General features: G+C 61.0%; 21 protein-coding genes and 1 pseudogene. 20 read left to right on the top strand and 2 right to left on the bottom strand.

Annotated elements, in window-relative coordinates:
- Position 1: 1 nt before the first annotated feature.
- From HMPREF3014_RS04960 to HMPREF3014_RS05035, 20 genes and pseudogenes are all read left to right on the top strand, one after another.
- Positions 2-1,582 carry a GspE/PulE family protein gene (locus HMPREF3014_RS04960; RefSeq protein WP_023104013.1) on the top strand — a complete coding sequence of 527 codons (1,581 nt, stop codon included), beginning with the start codon at positions 2-4 and terminating at the stop codon, positions 1,580-1,582.
- Positions 1,582-2,661, top strand: a complete 1,080-nt coding sequence (locus tag HMPREF3014_RS04965; RefSeq protein ID WP_003109360.1) for a type II secretion system F family protein — start codon at positions 1,582-1,584, stop codon at positions 2,659-2,661. The genes HMPREF3014_RS04960 and HMPREF3014_RS04965 overlap by 1 nt, the downstream gene beginning before the upstream one ends.
- A 21-nt stretch (positions 2,662-2,682) precedes the next feature.
- The gene (locus HMPREF3014_RS04970; RefSeq protein WP_003099765.1) at positions 2,683-3,213 is read left to right on the top strand and encodes a type 4 pilus major pilin; all 531 of its coding nucleotides are present in this window, start codon (positions 2,683-2,685) and stop codon (positions 3,211-3,213) included.
- Positions 3,210-4,151 carry an ATPase, T2SS/T4P/T4SS family gene (locus tag HMPREF3014_RS04975; RefSeq protein ID WP_021205782.1) on the top strand — a complete coding sequence of 314 codons (942 nt, stop codon included), beginning with the start codon at positions 3,210-3,212 and terminating at the stop codon, positions 4,149-4,151. Before HMPREF3014_RS04970 ends, HMPREF3014_RS04975 begins: the two co-directional genes overlap by 4 nt.
- Before the next feature lie 4 nt (positions 4,152-4,155).
- The gene (gene pilV / locus HMPREF3014_RS04980) at positions 4,156-5,484 is read left to right on the top strand and encodes a shufflon system plasmid conjugative transfer pilus tip adhesin PilV (RefSeq protein ID WP_023104014.1); all 1,329 of its coding nucleotides are present in this window, start codon (positions 4,156-4,158) and stop codon (positions 5,482-5,484) included.
- Positions 5,485-5,512: 28 nt separating this feature from the next.
- Entirely contained in the window at positions 5,513-5,950 is a 438-nt protein-coding gene (pilM, locus tag HMPREF3014_RS04985; RefSeq protein ID WP_023104015.1) for a type IV pilus biogenesis protein PilM, read from the top strand.
- Between the two features lie 914 nt (positions 5,951-6,864).
- Positions 6,865-7,254 (top strand): hypothetical protein, encoded by a 390-nt coding sequence (locus HMPREF3014_RS35005; protein ID WP_023104016.1) that lies wholly within the window; start codon positions 6,865-6,867, stop codon positions 7,252-7,254.
- A 74-nt stretch (positions 7,255-7,328) separates the two neighbouring features.
- Positions 7,329-7,505, top strand: a complete 177-nt coding sequence (locus tag HMPREF3014_RS34615; protein WP_015503587.1) for a hypothetical protein — start codon at positions 7,329-7,331, stop codon at positions 7,503-7,505.
- Position 7,506: 1 nt separating this feature from the next.
- Positions 7,507-7,641 (top strand): hypothetical protein, encoded by a 135-nt coding sequence (locus HMPREF3014_RS35010; protein ID WP_003099783.1) that lies wholly within the window; start codon positions 7,507-7,509, stop codon positions 7,639-7,641.
- A 324-nt stretch (positions 7,642-7,965) separates the two neighbouring features.
- Positions 7,966-8,454, top strand: coding sequence for an STY4534 family ICE replication protein (locus HMPREF3014_RS04995; protein ID WP_016264237.1), 489 nt, complete (start codon positions 7,966-7,968; stop codon positions 8,452-8,454).
- A 136-nt stretch (positions 8,455-8,590) separates the two neighbouring features.
- Complete coding sequence (locus HMPREF3014_RS34620) at positions 8,591-8,749, top strand: hypothetical protein (RefSeq protein WP_023104017.1); 159 nt, start codon at positions 8,591-8,593, stop codon at positions 8,747-8,749.
- Positions 8,750-8,822: 73 nt separating this feature from the next.
- The gene (locus HMPREF3014_RS33095; protein WP_023086521.1) at positions 8,823-9,020 is read left to right on the top strand and encodes a hypothetical protein; all 198 of its coding nucleotides are present in this window, start codon (positions 8,823-8,825) and stop codon (positions 9,018-9,020) included.
- A gap of 484 nt (positions 9,021-9,504) precedes the next feature.
- Positions 9,505-10,212, top strand: a complete 708-nt coding sequence (locus HMPREF3014_RS05000; RefSeq protein ID WP_023104018.1) for a DUF5983 family protein — start codon at positions 9,505-9,507, stop codon at positions 10,210-10,212.
- A 235-nt stretch (positions 10,213-10,447) separates the two neighbouring features.
- Positions 10,448-10,798 (top strand): hypothetical protein, encoded by a 351-nt coding sequence (locus tag HMPREF3014_RS05005; protein WP_023104019.1) that lies wholly within the window; start codon positions 10,448-10,450, stop codon positions 10,796-10,798.
- Positions 10,799-10,854: 56 nt separating this feature from the next.
- Positions 10,855-11,466: pseudogene (locus tag HMPREF3014_RS05010) on the top strand (DUF3275 family protein); the annotation flags it as partial.
- Positions 11,467-11,727: 261 nt separating this feature from the next.
- On the top strand, positions 11,728-12,090 hold the full coding sequence (locus HMPREF3014_RS05015) for a hypothetical protein (protein ID WP_003117061.1): 363 nt from the start codon (positions 11,728-11,730) through the stop codon (positions 12,088-12,090).
- A gap of 67 nt (positions 12,091-12,157) precedes the next feature.
- A complete protein-coding gene (locus tag HMPREF3014_RS05020) occupies positions 12,158-12,412 on the top strand; it encodes a hypothetical protein (RefSeq protein WP_023104021.1) in 255 nt (84 codons plus the stop codon).
- A 91-nt stretch (positions 12,413-12,503) separates the two neighbouring features.
- Positions 12,504-13,109, top strand: coding sequence for a hypothetical protein (locus HMPREF3014_RS05025; RefSeq protein ID WP_017002264.1), 606 nt, complete (start codon positions 12,504-12,506; stop codon positions 13,107-13,109).
- A 29-nt stretch (positions 13,110-13,138) separates the two neighbouring features.
- The gene (locus HMPREF3014_RS05030) at positions 13,139-14,584 is read left to right on the top strand and encodes a DUF6094 domain-containing protein (protein WP_023104022.1); all 1,446 of its coding nucleotides are present in this window, start codon (positions 13,139-13,141) and stop codon (positions 14,582-14,584) included.
- Between the two features lie 105 nt (positions 14,585-14,689).
- A complete protein-coding gene (locus tag HMPREF3014_RS05035; RefSeq protein ID WP_023104023.1) occupies positions 14,690-16,939 on the top strand; it encodes a DEAD/DEAH box helicase in 2,250 nt (749 codons plus the stop codon).
- 101 nt (positions 16,940-17,040) lie between these two features.
- On the opposite strand, the gene HMPREF3014_RS33105 is transcribed toward HMPREF3014_RS05035, so the two are convergent.
- Together HMPREF3014_RS33105 and HMPREF3014_RS05040 are read right to left on the bottom strand one after the other, a co-directional pair.
- Entirely contained in the window at positions 17,041-17,460 is a 420-nt protein-coding gene (locus HMPREF3014_RS33105) for a hypothetical protein (protein WP_170869484.1), read from the bottom strand.
- 161 nt (positions 17,461-17,621) lie between these two features.
- Positions 17,622-18,677 (bottom strand): DinB/UmuC family translesion DNA polymerase (locus tag HMPREF3014_RS05040; protein WP_141765444.1); only part of this gene is annotated, 1,056 nt, incomplete at its 5' end.

The following is an 18,677-nucleotide window of genomic DNA, read 5'->3' on the forward strand; positions in this document are numbered from 1 at the left end:
CATGACGAACCTTCAAATTGCCGCGCTTGTACAGCCCTCCATGGTGACCCAACTGCTCACCGCCGACGGTGGCGAGTGGGAGGTCTCGAAGCACCTGCAGGAGATCATGGCCCTGGCCGCCGACGGCACGCTCTATCTATCGGAGAGCCACCAGAACGACATTCACGTTCTGTCGTTCATCGACCGTCTCGATCGCCGTGGCTTCCGATACCAGCTCAACCTCACCGACCTGCAGACCATTCACCAGCTCTACCGCGCCGTCGCCATGGACGGCCTGGTCGATAGCGATGGCCAGCGCGCCACCCAGATGCAGGAGCGCGTGGTCAAGATCATTCGTAAGGCCACTGAGCTGCGCGCCAGTGACGTGCATTTCGTCGTGAGTCCCGCCGGCACCGGCAGCAAGATCCGTTTCCGCGTCGACGGCCTGCTGAAGACCGTCGAGCAGTACCGCAGCCAGGAACTGCACGAACTTTGCGCAACCATCTACCAGTCCATGTGCGACGTGGCCGAGCCGCTTTTCAAGCCGCAACTGGACCAGGACGCGCGGATGAGCCAGGCCTTCGTCGAGAAGCTGAACCTGTTCGGCGCCCGGATCGCGACCCGCCCGCGCGCCGGTGGGTTCCTGATGATCCTGCGGCTGCTCTACGACGATACCGGCCTCGACAGCCTGGAGCAGCTCGGCTACCTGCCCGAGCAGAACGCGCTGTTCGATCGCATGATGCGCATGCCTTACGGCATCAACATCCTGTCCGGCCCCACCGGGTCAGGGAAGTCGATGACCTTGAAGGTCACCATGGAAGGACTCGATAAGCTGCATGGCGGATCCAAGCATATCCTGACCATCGAGGATCCACCGGAATACCGCATTCGCGGCGAAGGCATCAACCAGACCCCACTGGTCTATGACGCCACTGACCCAGACGCAGAACGCCAGGCCTGGGCCGCAGGCATCGCCAACGGCATGCGCCTGGATCCGGACTACATGATGATCGGCGAAGTGCGCGACCTCTTCGCCGCTGTCGCCGCCTTCCGTGGCGCGATGACCGGGCACGGCCTGTGGTCGACCCTGCACACCAACAGCGCGATCGGCATTGTCCAGCGCCTCAAGGACCTGGGCGTCGACCCCGGCTTGCTGTTCGATCCGGCCCTGCTGACCGGCCTGATCAACCAGAGCCTGCTGCCCAAGCTCTGCCCCCACTGCAAAGTGCGCTTCCAAGACCACCAAGACCAGCTCGCGCCCGATCTGGTCGAACGGGTCCAGCGCTTGACCGATGTTTCCCAGGTGCATGTCAAGGGGCCTGGCTGCCAGGCCTGCCGTGGCTCCGGGGTCAACGGCCGCTCGATCGTCGCCGAGGTGGTGCTGCCCACCCTGGCCTTCATGCGTGTGTTCGCCAAAGGCGGCCCAGCCGAGGCACGCAACTACTGGGTCAAGACCATGCAGGGCATCACCAAGCACGCCCACGCCATCCGCCGCATCAACGAGGGCATGTTCGACCCGCAGATGGTCGAGGATTTCATTGGGCCACTCGACTTCGATGAGCATCTGCTCGACGACAGCTTCTACTCGCAGGAGGCGTGCTGATGGGGGGCTTCTGGGAGCAGTTGCAGTTCGCCTTCTACAGCAAGCAGTTCGGTCGCAAGGAACGCCTGCAGTTCTACGAAAGCATGTCCACCCTGCTCGAAAACGGGGTCCCGCTGAAGGACGCTGTGGCAGAGGTACACAAGATCTTCGCTCATGAGGGACAGCATCCGTTTCATCCGGTGGCCATCGCCAGTCGCGAAGCGCTGATGGGGCTGTCCAACGGCAAGCGTCTGGCCACCGCCATGGCGCTCTATCTGCCCGCCCAGGAGCGAGCGCTGATCGAAGCCGGCGAGATGAGCGGCAACCTGGTTCAGGCCATGGGCGATGCCGTCTCCCTGGTCGAGGCCCAGGCCAGGATCCGCGCCACCATCTGGCAGGCGCTGCTCTACCCCTCGGCGCTGTCCGCCATGATGGTGTTCCTGCTGTGCATCGTGGCCTATCGCATGGTCCCCAGCCTGGCCAGGCTTTCCGACCCAGTCACCTGGACCGGCCCACTCGCCACGCTCAACGCCATTGCCAGCTTCGTCACAGGACCTGGTATCTACGTTCTGGTCGCCGTCATCACTCTCACGGTGGTGGTCATCGTCACCTTGCCGACCTACCGCTGGAAAGGCCGGGTCTGGCTGGACCGGACGCTGCCGCCCTGGTCCATCTACCGCATGCTCCAAGGCACCACCTTCCTGCTGAACATGGCGGTCATGCTCAACGCCGGCATACGCCCTTACGACAGCCTGGCCAGCATGATCAAGATCTCCCCGCCCTGGCTGAAGCAGCGCTTGGAAGCTGCCCGCTACGGCGTGGGCCTGGGCCAGAACCTGGGAGTCGCCCTTCGCAGCGCCGGTCACGATTTCCCCGACCGACAGGCCATCCAGTACCTGTGCATCCTCGCCAACCGGGGAGGCTTCTCCGAAGCGCTGGTCAAGTTCAGCCGCCGCTGGCAGGAGACCAGCCTCAAGCAGATCGAGCTGGCCGCCGGGCTGGTGAAGAACTTCGCCCTGATCTTCATCGGCGCGCTGATGATCCTGGTCCTGCTCGGCGCCTACCAGGCACAGCAGCTCATCCAATCCATGAACCACTGAAACCTCACCAAGGAGCGCTCCATGAGCACTACGCAACGCACTTCCCGTCCGACGCAGGGCGGTTTCGTTTCCATCGAGATGATCATCGTGCTGATCATCATCGCCATCGGAGTCGGCCTGGGGCTGGCCGCAGCGGCAGGGATGTTCAGTTCGTCCAACGCCAACGAGGAACAGCGCAACATCAGCGTCATTGCGGCCAACGCACGTGCCCTGAAGACCTCTTCGGGCTACGGCTCCAGCGGTACCAACCTGATCCCGAGCCTGATCGCAATCAACGGCGTGCCGAAGAACATGAGTGTCTCCTCCGGCGTCGTCTACAACGTCTACGGCGGATCGGTCACTGTCTCGTCCACCGGCATGGGCTTCTCGATCACCACCAGCAAGTTGCCCCAGGACGCCTGTATCACGCTGGCCACCAAGATCGCGAAGAACACATTCGAGCAGACCAAGATCAACAGCGGATCCGCGATCACTGGTGAAGTGACCACCGCAGCGGCGACCCAGGCCTGCAGCAGCGACAGCAACAGCATTACCTGGACCTACAGTTCGTGAGTGTGAACCCAATCATCCAGGCTCAGTTCGTCGACCTTTACCTCGGTGAAGGCTTCGCCGACGTGAAGGGTCTGGCCGGCGCCGGCGCGCGCCGAGTCGAGGTGCCTCGCGAGTGGGAGTCGCACGCCCAGGAACTGCTCCAGCTCTGCAGGCAAACGCTGGAGGAGCTGCAGGATCCTGAGTTCGCCATCATCGTCGACGGCGTTCTGCTTCGCGTCACCCTCCTCGAGGACGCGTTCAGTGGCAGCGTATTCGTGCTGCGCCGGTCGACCGCCCAATTGCGGGAGTTCCAAGAGATCGGCTATCCGAGCGAAGTGGTTTCCGCGCTGATGGATCCGCAGCTGCAGGGCCTGGTCCTGTTCTGCGGCGAGATGGCGACAGGCAAGACCAGCTCCGCCGCCTCTCTGCTCCTGGCCCGCCTGCAGGAGCTGGGCGGGGTGGGCTGCGCCGTCGAGGACCCGCAGGAAACCAACCTCAGCGGTCAACATGGGCTCGGCCGGTGCATCCAGGTCAGAACCTCACGGCGCTCAGGCGGATACAGCGAGGCTCTGCTGCGCACGCTGCGGGCCGGCGCCGACCTGGTGCTGATTGGCGAGATCCGCGACGAGGACACCGCCTACCAGGCCTGCAAGGCCTCTCTGACCGGCAGCCTGGTGATCGCCACCATTCACGCGAAAAGCTGTCATCAGGCGATCGAGCGCCTGGTGACGCTCGCCCAGCCACTGGCGAGAAACGCCTACGACGTGGTTGCCGAAGGCATCCAAGCGGTGATCTGCCAAGCGCTGGAGAGCGATGGTTCTTCGCGCCGCCTGACCGCCGAGCCACTGCTGTTCACCGGCGACGATGGCCCGTCCATGCGCGACAAGATCCGCCGAAAGGAGGCTCATCTCCTGCAGGACGACCAAGCTCGCCAGTCCAGGCAAAGCCTGTGGAGATAACACCATGAGGAGTAAGCGCAGCAGTGGATTCATCTCGATCGAACTGATGATCGCCCTGGTCGTGATCGCCATCGCGACCGCCGGCGGCATATCGGTCCTGATGAGCTACCTGGACGGCCTGGACGAGCAGCACGCGGCCCAGCAGCAACAGCAGGTGGCCAAGGCAGCGGAGAAGTACCTGAAGGACAACTTCAGCACGGTTCTGGCCAGCGCCGGCGCCACGGCCCCGGCGGTGATCACCGTCCCGATGTTGCGCAACACCCGTTACCTGCCCGCAGGCTTCCGCGACACCAACATCTTCGGCCAGCAATACCAGGTACTGGCCCGCAAGCCGGCGGCCAACCAGCTCGAAACGCTGATCGTGACCACGGGTGGACAGGTAGCTTCCGAACTCTCGATCCGCCGGATCGCGCAGCTCATGGGAGCCACCGGGGGCTTCATCTCGAAAACCAACACCAGTATCGCCCAGGGCGCAGCCTGGCAGGTGGCCTTAAGCAATTTCGGTAGCGCTCCCGGCGCTGGACACCTGGCGACGGCGCTGTTCTTCCAGGACGGCGCCATCGCCAACGAGTACCTCTACCGCAATGCCGTCCCGGGTCATCCCGAACTCAACCGGATGAATACCACGCTGGACATGGGAGGCAACAATATCGCCGCGGCCTGGGCGATCACGGCCAGCGGCAACATCACCACCAGCGCGGACATCAGCGCGCGCAACGTGACAGCCACTGGCACGGTGAAAGCCGGCACTGCTGACGTCGCCGGCGAGACGTACACCGGAGGCTGGTTCAGGACCCGTGGTGACACGGGCTGGTACAACGAGAAGTGGGGCGGCGGCTGGTACATGAGCGACAGCACCTGGGTGCGCTCCTGGATGAACAAGAACGTCTACACCGGCGGCGAGATGAAGGCGGGCAAACTCACCGCCGAGGGCCGGACGGAAGTCGGCGAATACCTGCAGCTCAAAGGCGTGGCCACCGAAGGGGCCGACTGCTCACCGAACGGGCTCGCCGGCATTACCAGCACCGGACTCTGGTTGTCCTGCCAGAACGGAAAGTGGGGGCGAACCGCCGCCTCCATGCGCATGAATACCACTGCGGGCGTGATCAAGGACTGGTGTACGTTGCACGGCCAGGACAGCGGCATGATGTACTACGACTATGTCCGCTACGCGATCACCTGCGGCGGCCGATTCTGCGCGGTGGGCTTCAACCAGACCTTTGGCACCAACTACTCGTTCGGCCTGATCACCGAGATCGGCCCGGGCTTCAACTATCCGGAGCCCTACAAGACCCCCGACTCGACCAACGTCACCGTTACCTGCGTGAACTAGCAGGTCGCCACGACTCAAGGACTGCCGTATGCCGCTGATGTGGATCGTCCTGGTGCTCGCGCTGATCACCGGGACCTGGCTGAGTGTACAAAGCAACCACGCGACCTCGAGCGCCGAGCTGGCCGAGGTCGACACCCTGGCCAGGAGCTTGCTGCTCTACCGCTCCAGGCTGGCGGAGTACGCACACGCCAACCCCGGTTTCAGCGGTTCGCCGGCGGACTCCGCTCTTGGTTTACCGGCCTGGTTCCGCAAGCCAGCGAGGCTTCAGGGCTACATCGCCGCCGGCACCAGCTACGCCTTCATCGCCTCGCCGCCGGCAGGGCTGGCGGCAGCCGTGGATGCCGGTACGGAATCCGACCTGGTTGGCGTCAGGCGCAACGGCCAGTTAGTCACACGCCGCCTCGGAGCCACTGCCATTGCGCTCCCTGCTCCCATCCCCGAGGGCGCGGTGGTCGCGGTCAAATAACCTCCAGAGGCCAGTAAACCCCGGCGCTGCTTGATAAACCGGCCTTCTGAACACATAATGCCATCAACTTTGATTTCACCCCGCTGGCTACTGACGGTCATCAGTAGCGCCCTGGTGATGCAGGTTCGCCTCATCGCCAAACCGTAAGCACGCTACAACACCGGGTGGGGCGTGCGGATCTGGTTGAGAATTCTCCCTGTGTCTCCCTGTTCTTTTGCTTGCCATGCAGCCGTCAACTCGTGTCGAGCGAGTTTAAAGGCACATAGGGTTCTCAAGAGGTTCGGTGTTTCCTTGATTAAAGGGTCGTACTGGTGTTACGGCCCCTCCTTTTCCCCTCTCCATGGGTAGCCTGATGCTCCTGCTCCAGGACCATCAGGCTACCCATCGGGATTCTTCTCCCTGCCGGTGGCCCGCCGGTGATACGCAGGGCTCCTTTTGTACGCGGATGCGTGCCTACTGTTTGCTGGCCAAGCCACGATAATGGCCGGGTGATGGGATCGAGACGATCAATGCCCAGGGATCGACGATTCAACCACAGGTGGCTCACTTGACTCCCCTTCCAGACACGGCTGGGGAAACCTTTGACAGGGTTTCTACCAGCCGCGCTCTTCCGCCCTCGCTCTCCGCCCGCTGCATCCGCTCCCCCTCCTGCTTGACCTTGACACTTTCGCCCCCCGCTTCGATGATGAGCGCGTGATCTGCTGACGTTGTCAGCGACATGCCCTCATGCAGCTCGGATCCGAAATGCTGCAGCACAGCCCACCGTGTTGATCCAACCCAAGACCGTATAGCTTCTGGTAGCACGGTCGGTCGGCCTCGGTCGATAGAAGCTCCCTTCCGCAACCCAGCGGGGAATCCACTTCCCCGCCAGGGCCAGTGTTTTCTCCGCACCCTCAACCTGCAGGAGAAACACCATGTCCAAGCAATCCACCAGCTTCGAAATCGGCTTTGCCCTCGGCAGTGTTGTGCGTGAGTTCCGCAGAGCGCTCAGTCGCCCTCCGGTCGTAGTGCATGCACAAGCTCCGGTTGCGTCGAGCGTCCAGCGTATCGCGCCCGCCATGCTTGCTGGCCCGACCGCCAAGGAGCTGGAACACATTAGCGACGTCCCGGCGATCGTCCGGTTGAAGAAAGTCAACCTCAATGACTGGTATCTGGCCAACACGCGCGAAGTGCAAAAGCCCAAGCGCGCGCGCAAATCCAAACCGGCCAAGGCGGCCCCCAAGGCCAAAACACCGGTAAGGAAGGAGCTCAAGCTGGGCTCCCTTGATCAACTGATCGCACCGGTTGATCCGCTGACCTGCTGATCCGTATCTCTCACCACCCCCTGCCGGGAAACCTTCCCGCGGGGACGGTTTTCCGGCATTCATCGAGGAAAACCATGAAATCGAAGCGTGCTGCATTCGCAGACGATCTACGAAAAATCGGTACCACTGCCGTTGCCGCGAGCCTGGTGGGTATATTCCTCAGCGAGCACCGCTTGCTGACGGCATATGCTTTCGTCATGGGTATGGTAATCTGGCTCATAGGTATCGCTCTCACCGAGGAGGAGGAGTGAAATGTCCCAGACCGAGTTCGGCATGATCATCATGACCAGCCTGGTGGTTATCTGCTCCGGCATAGCCCTCTGGTTCAGTTGGCCTCAAGTCAAGACCTGGTGCCAAAAACATCGGATTCTTCCCCGTCATCATTGACCATGAAAGCGCCCAACACTGGGCGCTTTTTTCATTTCAAGGGTATTGACATTCATTTTTCCCCTGCCCATCCTTTACCCCGTGAGCTGCTGACGTTGTCGGCAACCCTCCCCCAGTAGTCATGATCTGAAAGACTACGACACGGACTTCCGTGTAGATCGAACCCAAGATCGCACCAGCTTCCGGTAGCGCGATCAATCAACCACAGGTTGATGGAAGCCTTCTCCCTCAGATTTACCTCCCAATACCGACCCATGCGGGGAATACTTTTCCCTGACGGGCAAGGTGTTTCTCCGCTTTCGCTTACGAAACTGGAGAACCATCATGAGCAACAACACCCAAGCCCAAGAAGCCAAATATTTCGACCTGCACACCACCGGTATCGGCTACCTCAATCGCATCCGCGAAGTACCGATCCGCCGAGGTGAACCGTTCCTCGCCGTAACCGTCGCAGCCCTCCATGGCGCGGCAGACAGCGTGGAATACTCCTACATCGACTGCAAAGTGGTCGGCGCCCAGGCTGAAAAGCTTGTCCGCCGTTGCAAGGAAGCAGTCGAGGCCAAGAAGAAGGTTCTGATTTCCTTCCGTATTGGCGATATCTGGGCGGATCCCTTCATCCACCAGAAAGGCGAGAAACAAGGCAAGCCCGACGCAAGCCTCAAAGGCCGGCTGCTCTTCATCTCCTGGATCAAAGTAGATGGCACCACCGTCTACGATGCGAAGGAAGAAGCTGAAAAAGCCCAGCAAGGCCAAGGCGAACCGCAAGGTGAGCCCGCAGCTCCTGCTGAGCACGCTGAACAAGCCGCTGCTTGAGCAGGCTTGATTGAATACCGGCCCTCATCCCGAGGGCCTTTCACTACCTACGCTATGCGCCACTCTTCATCGCATACCCATCCGGGGGGCACCATCTCCCCCAGGGCGTGGTGTTCTCCATTATCTGGAGATCATCATGAGCAATATCCAAATCGTAGATCTGCCCGCCCTGCCGGAAGTTGAGGAGGTTTGCCTCACCGACGTCGAGGACGAGCTGCTGCTCAGCAGGCATTTCTGCAACTTCGCCTGGCTGTTCCTGGCCAGCAACAATTCCCAGGTATCTGCCCTGGCCTAACCGCCAAACATTTCCCATTTAGGGGACCTCAGTCCCCTTGGGACTGGTGTTTCCTACCGAAAGGAGAATCACCATGCAATACGGAAAGCTGGCACTCGCCCATCTTCGTCTCGAACTGCCGCTGCAGGTTCTTATGTCCAATGCCGGCTTTTATATCGGCACCCTTGATGAAGAAGGACCAGCTTCGCGCGAATCGGTTGAATACTACCCATCCCGCGAACTTGCTCAACAGGCATTAGACAACGGCACTTGGTCGCAACGGGAATATTAAATTTTTACCCGTTTTGCTGTGTGCTTCTGCTAACTCAACCCAGACGGGGTCATCCCCCTGTCGGGTGGTGACCTCTCCGATTTGATTAAGAATTGGAAATCACCATGAACACATATCCAGAAAGGCTCCCAGCTCTACTCAACATTGGAGTGCATGCTGCACAAAGCAGGTTCGAGTACATCCAGTGCAAAGGCCGGGTTGATGAATTTGGCGATGCCGGACTCAGTATCGAGCTCTATGTAATTCAAGATGCAATCGAAGCTTTGGCGCAGGCCGACTGTGAGCATGGCTGCGACTCAAGCACATCACCGGTACTTCAATACTATGGCCTGGTAGAGCGATACCAGAAGGCTCGGCGTAAAGAAGAACACCTATCGCGTTAACTGCAACAACTCGACATCACCTGGGCGCTTCGGCGCCCCTTACTCACCTGGAGGTCCATAGCCTCCAAGGGCATGGGCCTCCCGGCAACCGGAGATATCCCATGACTCAACTCAACCCGTTTATTCGCGGCTATGAGAGTTTCCGCATCGAGCGAAACCTGCAGATCACTGACGAAGGCAACAATCTACCGTGCTACCGCGCTCTGCATGAAACCCAGCAGCACCTCCCAGACGAATATTTTCAGTGCGAGCTGTGCTACTTCAATAACGATTTCGCCGTGGTAGTCCAAGAGTTAGACGATGAAAGAGTTGAAAAATGCCCTCACCAAGGAATAGTGAGAAACGTACTTTACAGCATCTACGGTGAGCAGGACGGCAGAAAAAAGCTTATCGGAGATCAATACTCACTGACCGAAGCCGAGAGTGTCGTTCGATACCTGTCGTTCGGCGGCGGTTATAACCGCTGCTGGGAGATCAGAAAAACACATCTACCCATCAGCGCGTGGAATAGCCTCTACGAAAGGTTCTCGACCAAGATGCCAGTCCGCTTGCCCTCGGTGTTGGTATCGCTCTTCTGGTGTAACGAGCACGGTGCCGTGGGCTTTCGCTTGCACAACACCCCTTGGACGGATGAGTGTCTGGAGATCCTGGAGATGACCGCAGCCGCTCTTCGACAAGAACAGCTTGCCTTCGGCCTCGACGAACACCTTGTCGATCTGCTTCACCTCGCGGGACAAGCAGACATTCGGCTCCTGGTACTTGATCCATTCGCGCCCACGCTCAAGGGCCTGCCGCTTTATGACGATTGAGCAATCCGGCCGGCGGGAAATCCCGCCAGCCCCCGAATTCGAATTGGCTCGCTGTCGTTGACAGCGCCTCCCAAGGAGCCAGGGTTTAAGGCTCCGGCGCGCAAGCGCTAACCCACCCAAGACCGCCACAGCACTCGGCAGCGCGGTCGCATCACGCAAGTGATGGAGTGCATCCTACCCACCCACGCGGGGACCTCATCCCCGCGGGAGAGGCCTGCGTATTCGGAGACCTCTCATGACCTCTCTCAACAACCACTCCAGCGCAGGTCACACTGCTGCGTACCTCAAACTCCCGATCGTTCTCACCAACGCGGCCTGGCTGCGCCTGGTCTATCTCGCCAACCCTGCCAGGGTCGACGAGATGGGCACCCGGCTGGCCAGTGTCGTTCAAACCGCCTGGCAGGAGCTTTCGCTCCAGCCGACCGCGAAGCACATCCAATTCCACCTGTACCACAAGGAGGAAGAGGGGCCGGACCGCGCGCTCGCGCTGCTGGTCCTCTCGATAGTCGAGCCGTCCGATGAGCCTTCCTACCTGCGCATCGAGCTGCAGGAAGAAAGCCTCCCGGGCACCCCGGATACCGAGTAGTTCTCCCCTCACCACGATCCCGCTTCGGCGGGATCATCCTTTTCGCAGGTCACGCCATGATCAACATACCCGGCCAGTTGGCCATTCGAACCATCAACGGTCGCAATGGCGAGTTCAACGTGGGAAAGCTCTCGACCTCGATCGGGGAGTTCGTCATCAAGGACGCTCTCCTGGACCAGCACATCGAAGGAAAGTACCGCGGTGATTTCGCCATCACCGAGATCCGTCCCTCCTACTACACTACCGGCGGCCGGCTGGTCGTCGAGATCCGCGCCAAGCTGGACAGTATGACGCTGGACGACGTGGACAACCTCAGCGACGAGGAGGCAGAGCGTCTCTCTGGCAATGAGGTGGATCCGCTCGACGAAGTGTCCGCGATCCAGCAACCCACTGCCGCACCGGCGGCACCCCCGAAGTCGCCCCCGAAAACGAAGCCTCTGCGCCCCGCTGCAACCGGGGACGACGCGCCTTTCGGTATGGACCCTCCGGCTTCTGCAAAGCAGGCCGCCCCTCTGGACACAGATGCGGATGTAGAACTGTTCGGGACGGTCTGGCCGCTAGGCGAAATCGTCAAGCTGGACACCACGGTCGACCGCAAGCGACTGCGCCAACAGTGTGTGCGACTCGGCGCGCTGGGCTATGAGCTCGACTTCAAACAACAAGTGTGGACCCGCAAAGCCAACGCCGGGGTCAATCAGTCGCTAGACGATGACTACGAGCGCCGCACGGCAGCCCGGAGTGCTACTGCAACCTGTTCCACCCACCAGGCTATCAGCGCAATGGCTGTAAGCGCTGCTGCTATTGGCGTTGCTCTGTCAACCAGCTGACTCCTCCAGCGCCTTGAGCGCGCAACACGCTGAAGCAACACCCTACCCACCCCTGCCGGGTTCTCCCGTCAGGGAGACCTGGCCAACCACAGGAGCACACCTATGGGATGGCTTTTCTCACATCAGACGAAGGAAGACCTGCTGCGTGAGCTGCTGGCCCCAACCAGTACCTTCGCAGGCAGCACCGAGGTGCTGGCACACGCAGTCTCCGGCAATGAACTTTGGACTGTCGTAAAACGAACCTTCCACCTTGCCGGATTCTATTTCGGCAAGCCGGCCGGTCACTCGATCACCATGATCGAGCTGCACTTGCTGGACTGCTCGGCCGGGCAATGGGGCTACAAGACCATCCCGGAGAAAGCAGGCCCGTTCTACTACGGCTGTCCGCTGGAGTTCCTGGACCTGGCTCACGATGAGACCAACCAGGAGTGGCGAGACCGTCTGACGCAAGAACACCAAGCCTGACCGCACCAACCACTTCCCTTGAGGGGCTCCCTCAAGGGCGCTCCTCGTCTACCACCAGGAGCACACCATGCACCCACTGTTCACCAACCTCACCCAGGAAACCCTCGCCTACCTCGAGGACCAACTGTCCAACAACGACGTCGCCGGCGACGACGAGCTCATCGACCTGTTCATCGAGGAGCTGTCGCTGACCTTGGAGCAGGCGGAAGCGGCTGTCGCGCTACGCGATCAGTACCTCTGCCAGGTCTTCCTGAACGGCCAAGGGCCGCTGCACCAAGACGATGGGCTCAGCTTCGACCCTCACACCAAGAGCGTTCGGTAGCCACCACGCTCCCCTGCACCAGTTGGACTACACCCCGAGGGGCTTCACCGCCCCTTGAGGGCGGCGTGGCTCCTCCTTCCAGGAGGTTCCTATGCCCAGTCCCACCCCGCTCTACCAGATCGAAGAGTGCCCAGACCTGTACGTCGACGCCTGCGTGTGCGACGAGCAGCGCAACCTGGTCTTTCTTTCGGCCTGGGGCCGCGACACCGTGACACAAGAGTTCCTGGCCAGGCTGACGCTGGGCCGGGAAGAAAATGGCATCGACCATTTCCACATCATCGTGGACGGCCGCCGCTTACCTGTCTTCCCAAACCAGGATCTCCTGGAGAAACGCACCACCCGTCAGTTCCGCGGCACGTTGTTCGGCAGCCTGCTCAACCTCTGGCTGTTCGATCGGCGCGCCTCGGCACCTGACCGAAGCAATCACCTCGCCTTCGCACTCCTGCAGCGCGATGAGGATCCACACCAAAGGCTCTGGCCGCTGGTGATGGAGACCTGTCCGCTCCCCCTCCTACAGCACTGGCGCGAGCCAGTAATGGAGGTCCTCACCCAGCACCAGATGTTGACCGCCCTGCCCGGGACGATCGGCAACGTCTGCGCCTGGCGACTCGCCCTGCGGGTCGACGTGCTCGAGCCCACCCTCGGTGAGCTGATCCGCGAAAGCATTCTTACCACCGATGCTCAGGCGCAAGCCTGAGCCATCCCTCTCAGACTCAAGGAGGCCCCATGGCCCTCATGTTCCCGCGCTTGGCGCGCAACTTTGCACGCAACGGCTACTTCCCTACCGATGAGGTCACCCTCGAACGCGCTCTGCAGGCCCTCGCTCCCGCCCCGTCGGGCAGGATGAGGATCTGTGATCCCTGCGCCGGAGAGGGGGTTGCCCTGGCTGAGGCAGCACACATCCTCGGCCGCGACAAGGTCCAAGCCCTCGCTGTCGAGTACGACCGCGAGCGCGCCGACCATGCTCGAGGCTTGCTTGACCGAGTGCTGCACAGTGACCTTTTCGACACCATGATCAGCAGGCAGTCGTTCGGACTGCTCTGGCTCAACCCGCCTTATGGCGACCTGGTGGCGGACCACTCCGGTGCGTCGCAGTACCAGGGCAGCGGCCGCCGGCGTCTGGAGAAAGCGTTCTACCAGCGCTGCCTGCCGTTGCTGCAGTACGGCGGCGTCATGGTCCTGATCGTTCCTCACTACGTCCTGGACGATGAACTGACTGGCTGGTTGAGCAACCACTTCACCGGCCTGCGCATCTACGCAGCCGCGGATCCTACCTTCAAACAGGTGGTGATCTTCGGCATCCGGGTCCGTCGACAGGACCTGGCCCGGGCGGACGCCAATCAGGTGAGGTCTCGCCTGCAGGCGATCGGCGCGGGCCAGGAAAAGGCCGAGGAAATTCCAGCGGCTTGGCCGTGGGAACCCTACGTGGTTCTGCCGGCCACCAGCGAGCTGGAGCACTTCTATCGAGTAACCCTGGAGCCGGAGCAGTTCGCCGGCGAGATCCAGCGGCTGCGAGGTCTCTGGCCTGACTTCAACCTGCACTTCGCGCAAGCGGGGCTGCAGCCCCGCCCACCAGTCCGCGAGCTGTCTCGCTGGCACCTGGCCCTGGCCTTGGCCGCCGGCGCGATTTCCGGCGTCGTGCGCTCGAAGTCGGGCCGGATCCTGGTCGTGAAGGGTGACACCTACAAGGACAAGGTCCGCAAGACCGAATTCACCGAAGACGAAGACGGCAACATCACCGAGGTGAGGATCCTCACAGACCGTTTCATCCCGATCATCCGGGCATGGGAAATGACACCCTCCTCGGTCAATCAGGGCCGCGTGCTGACCATCAGCTCGTCGGCTGCGACCACGGAAGAGGCTGAAGAGCCCCAACCTGAGCCGGCCCCCGAACCGCTGCTGTTCAGCCCTGGCCAAGTCGTAATGACCGCTGCCGTGAGCCACCTGGTGGAAACCGGTCAACTCAACCCAGCGCCTTTGCTGAACCGCCATCTGGCGGGAGATTGGGGGACGCTGGACCAGGAAGACTGGAACACCAACCAGAGAGCCCTGAAGTTCGGCGATAGGCTGCTGTCGTCCTACGACATCGACGCCGGCGGCGAATCCAGGCTCTGGATCATCACTGAGGCAGACCGCAGCTCAACCACGCTTTTGCTTCCTAGCGATTACTGACCTCGCCCTCCGCGGCGATTCCTTCCACTCCACCCTGCAGGGTATGCCGATACCCGAAAGGGACGTGCATGCCCTGCTTTCTTCCTTCACCTGCAGGAGATGCACATGAACGCTCAGACCCAACCGGCCGCCCTGGCCGCCTTCCCCCTGAACATCAACCTGACCGACTTCATCGACGAGTTCGGCGACGAGCTCCTGGAGTCGCTCAATCGCTCCAACCCCCCGGTCTATACCGGCTCCGACAACGCTCACCGCCAGTTGGTGATGGACCGACTCAAGCGCAAGCCCTTCGCGGCCCAGGCCGAGGTCGTCCAGGCCATCACCGCCCTGCTGCTGGACCGTAACGAGCAGGCCGGGATCATCAACGCCGAGATGGGCACCGGGAAAACCATGATGGCCATCGCTGTCGCAGCGGTCATGCACGCGGCCGGCTATCGCCGGACCCTGGTCGTCTCTCCGCCGCACCTGGTCTACAAGTGGCGCCGCGAGATTCTGGAGACCATCCCAGCCGCCCGCGTCTGGGTACTCAATGGCCCAGATACTCTGCTCAAGCTGCTCAAGCTACGAGATCAGATGGGCGACGCCTACGACGGACGCCAGGAGTTCTTCATCCTCGGCCGCGTGCGGATGCGGATGGGTTTCCATTGGCGGCTCGCCTGCTGGAAGAAGCGCGCCGCCGGCGGCCAACTGCTCGCTGCGTGCCCGGATTGCGGCCAGGTCCTCGAGGACCTGGAAGGCAACCTGGTCACGGTGGAGGAGTTCGAGCGTGGTGACCGTCGACGTACCTGTTCCTCCTGTCGTGGGGCGCTCTGGACGCTGATCCGGCCAGGCAAGCCTGACGGCGGCAACCGGCGCGCAACGATCCTCAAGTCGATGTGTCGGATTCCAACCATCGGCCCGGTCAGGGCGGAGCGCCTGCTGAACGACTTCGGCGAGGACTTCCTGGCCACGATGTTGGTGGACAACGTCTCGGAGTTCATCAACCTGATGGACGCCAAGGGCAACTTCGTCTTCAGCGATCGGCAGGCCAAACGCATGGAGCGATCGATGGCGAACATCGAGTTCGGCTTCGGCGAAGGCGGCTACCAACCGACCGAGTTCATCAAGCGCTACCTACCTGATGGCTACTTCGACCTGCTGGTGGTGGATGAGGGGCATGAGTACAAGAACAGCGGTTCGGCCCAGGGCCAGGCCATGGGCGTTCTCGCAGCCAAGGCACGGAAAACCGTGCTGCTGACCGGAACGCTCATGGGCGGCTACGCCGACGACCTGTTCTACCTCCTGTTCCGCATCCTCACCCAGCGCATGATCGAGGACGGCTATCGGCCCAACGCGCGCGGCAGCATGGCTCCCGCAGCCATGTCGTTCATGCGCGACCACGGTGTGCTCAAGGATATCTACACCGAACGCGATGGTGACTCGCACAAGACCGCGCGGGGCAAGAAGCTCTCGGTACGCACGGTGAAGGCTCCCGGCTTCGGCCCGAAGGGCATCCACCGCTTCGTATTGCCGTTCACCGTGTTCCTGAAGCTCAAGGATATCGGTGGCAACGTACTGCCCGACTACCAGGAGGAGTTCGTCGACGTGCCCATGGCGCCTGATCAGGCTTCGGCCTATCAGCGCCTGGCGGCCACGCTGACAGCGGAGCTCCGCCAAGCTCTGGCGCGACGAGATACCACGCTCCTGGGCGTGGTCCTCAACGTGCTGCTGGCTTGGCCGGACTGCTGTTTCCGACCGGAGATCGTCAAGCATCCGCGAAGCCGGGACACACTGGCCTTCGTGCCAGCGATCTTCGGCGACGAGCAGTTGATGCCCAAGGAGCAGGCGCTGGTGGACCTCTGCCTCGAGGAGAAAGCGAAGGGCCGCAAGGTTCTGGCATACACCGTCTACAGCGGGACGCGCGACACCACGTCCAGGCTGAAGAAAGTGCTCGAGCAATCCGGGCTGAAGGTGGCTGTGCTACGTGCTTCGGTCGATACCGCTCGACGCGAGGATTGGATCCTCGACCAGGTCGATCGCGGCATCGATGTGCTGATCACCAACCCGGAGCTGGTGAAGACCGGGCTGGACCTGCTGGACTTCCCGACCATCGCGTTCCTGCAGACGGGGTACAACGTGTACACCTTGCAGCAGGCCGCGCGGCGGTCGTGGCGGATCGGGCAGAAGCACCCGGTGCGGGTGGTGTTCTTCGGCTACGCCGGCAGCTCGCAGATCACCTGCTTACAGCTGATGGCCAAGAAGATCGCTGTGGCTCAGAGCACGTCGGGAGACGTTCCCGAGTCAGGTCTCGACTCGTTGAACCAGGATGGGGATTCGGTGGAGATGGCGTTGGCACGACAACTTATTGCAGCATGAACTCATAGGCCACCTTCGGGTGGCCTTTGTTTTACTTTTTGCTGTAAGTTCTGAAGTCAGCTAGTGGTGATTAGCGCCGATCAAGCCAGGTATCTTCGTCATCAGTGGCCACGAGTATCTCTAGCAGCTCTATTAATCTCGTCTGTAAAACCTGGGACTAGCTGATCAAGCATGTAGCCCGGCATGAGAGCTAAAGTCTCTCCCACATGCTTCCCATTCGGACCATAATCAATATAGATGCCGGTGAAAACTACTATTACTGCGATCACCGACAACCACAAATTGTCGGCCGGCCTTGCATAAAGCTCTTTAACCTTTAGCCACCACGTTGACAACAAGCTTATGGCAAAACAGAAGGCCAGAAAACTTAATGCCACAGACAGCAGACTTCCTTCCATAAACATCGTTGCTCCTTTTACAAACAGGAGCGTTACAACCAAACCGACGACTACTGTAGTCAGGAGAATGGGGACAATTCGCGAGTACCGATAGTTATTCCATGCTACAGAAAATAACCTCATGAATTTTTCTCCATCTGGCGATTTTCTTTTGAGTGCAACCGCTATAACGGCTCTCCGTCAGGATTAGACGGGAGATCAAGATCGATCCTGAGAGCGCTCACGGCGAGACTTGGGATCAGCTTAGCATCATGTACGGCGTGCTGTTCATAAAAAATGTCGAGTTATCGCACCTCCCATAGTTCGTCCAACCGCGTGGTATAGCTCCGGCTCATCAGTTCGCGCCGCATGCCCCACTCTGGCGCCGCGGGCACACCGCCTGGCCGAACAGTGCCTCTTCCCCAGCGTGCATTGATGGCATCCATTACCGCCATTGCCTTGGTCGCGCGCTCCGGTTGTACCTCAGCGAATAGGTCACCAGTGAACTCACCTGGCTGACGGAGATCAAGCAGCAGCACCTCAGCTTTGCTGAAGGCGAAGCCTGGGCGATAGAGGAGTTCCAGTCCCTCGCACGCCGCCTTGGTGATGAGCCGTGTGTCATCGGTCGGATACGGCAGCTCCATACTGACGCCCTTGGCGAACTTGGGCTCGTCTGGATTGAACATGCCAGTACGGATACTGACCTGGACCCGTTTGCACACGGAGCCCTGGGCACGCAGCTTCTCGCAGGCCCGAGCAGCGTAGGTGGCCACCGCCTCGCGGATCGGCGGGAGGTCATGCAGCCGCTTGCCGAACATCCGGCTGCAGCAGATCTCCTGTTTCGGCGGAGCAGCATCCTCGAGCTCCAGGCAGGGAGTGCCGCGCAGCTCTCGCGCCGTCTTCTCGATGACGACGTTGAATTTCGTTCTCAAGGTCCAGGCGTCGGCCTGTGCAAGGTCCCAGGCCGTGCGGATGCCCATCGTGCTGAGGTGCTCGGTCATCCGTCGGCCGATACCCCATACATCGCCAACCTCGCAGGCCTGCAGCAATCGATCCCGGCGCGCCGGATCTCGAATATCCAACACGCCACCAGTCTGAGCCTGCCATTTCTTCGCGCCGTGGTTGGCCAGCTTCGCAAGCGTCTTCGAAGTGCCGATACCCACGCCTACGGGGATGCCAGTGCAGCGCAGTACCCGAGCGCGCATCTCGCGCCCAACGCGCACCAGGTCACCAGGGACCCCGGTCAGGTCAGCGAAACATTCGTCGATGCTGTACACCTCGACGGCGGGCGCCATCTCCTCAAGGAGAGTCATTACCCGCTGGCTCATGTCGCCGTTTATGTGTAATAGAAAGTCAATAAG

This window comes from Pseudomonas sp. HMSC065H01, from assembly GCF_001815235.1.
GTDB lineage: Bacteria > Pseudomonadota > Gammaproteobacteria > Pseudomonadales > Pseudomonadaceae > Pseudomonas > Pseudomonas aeruginosa.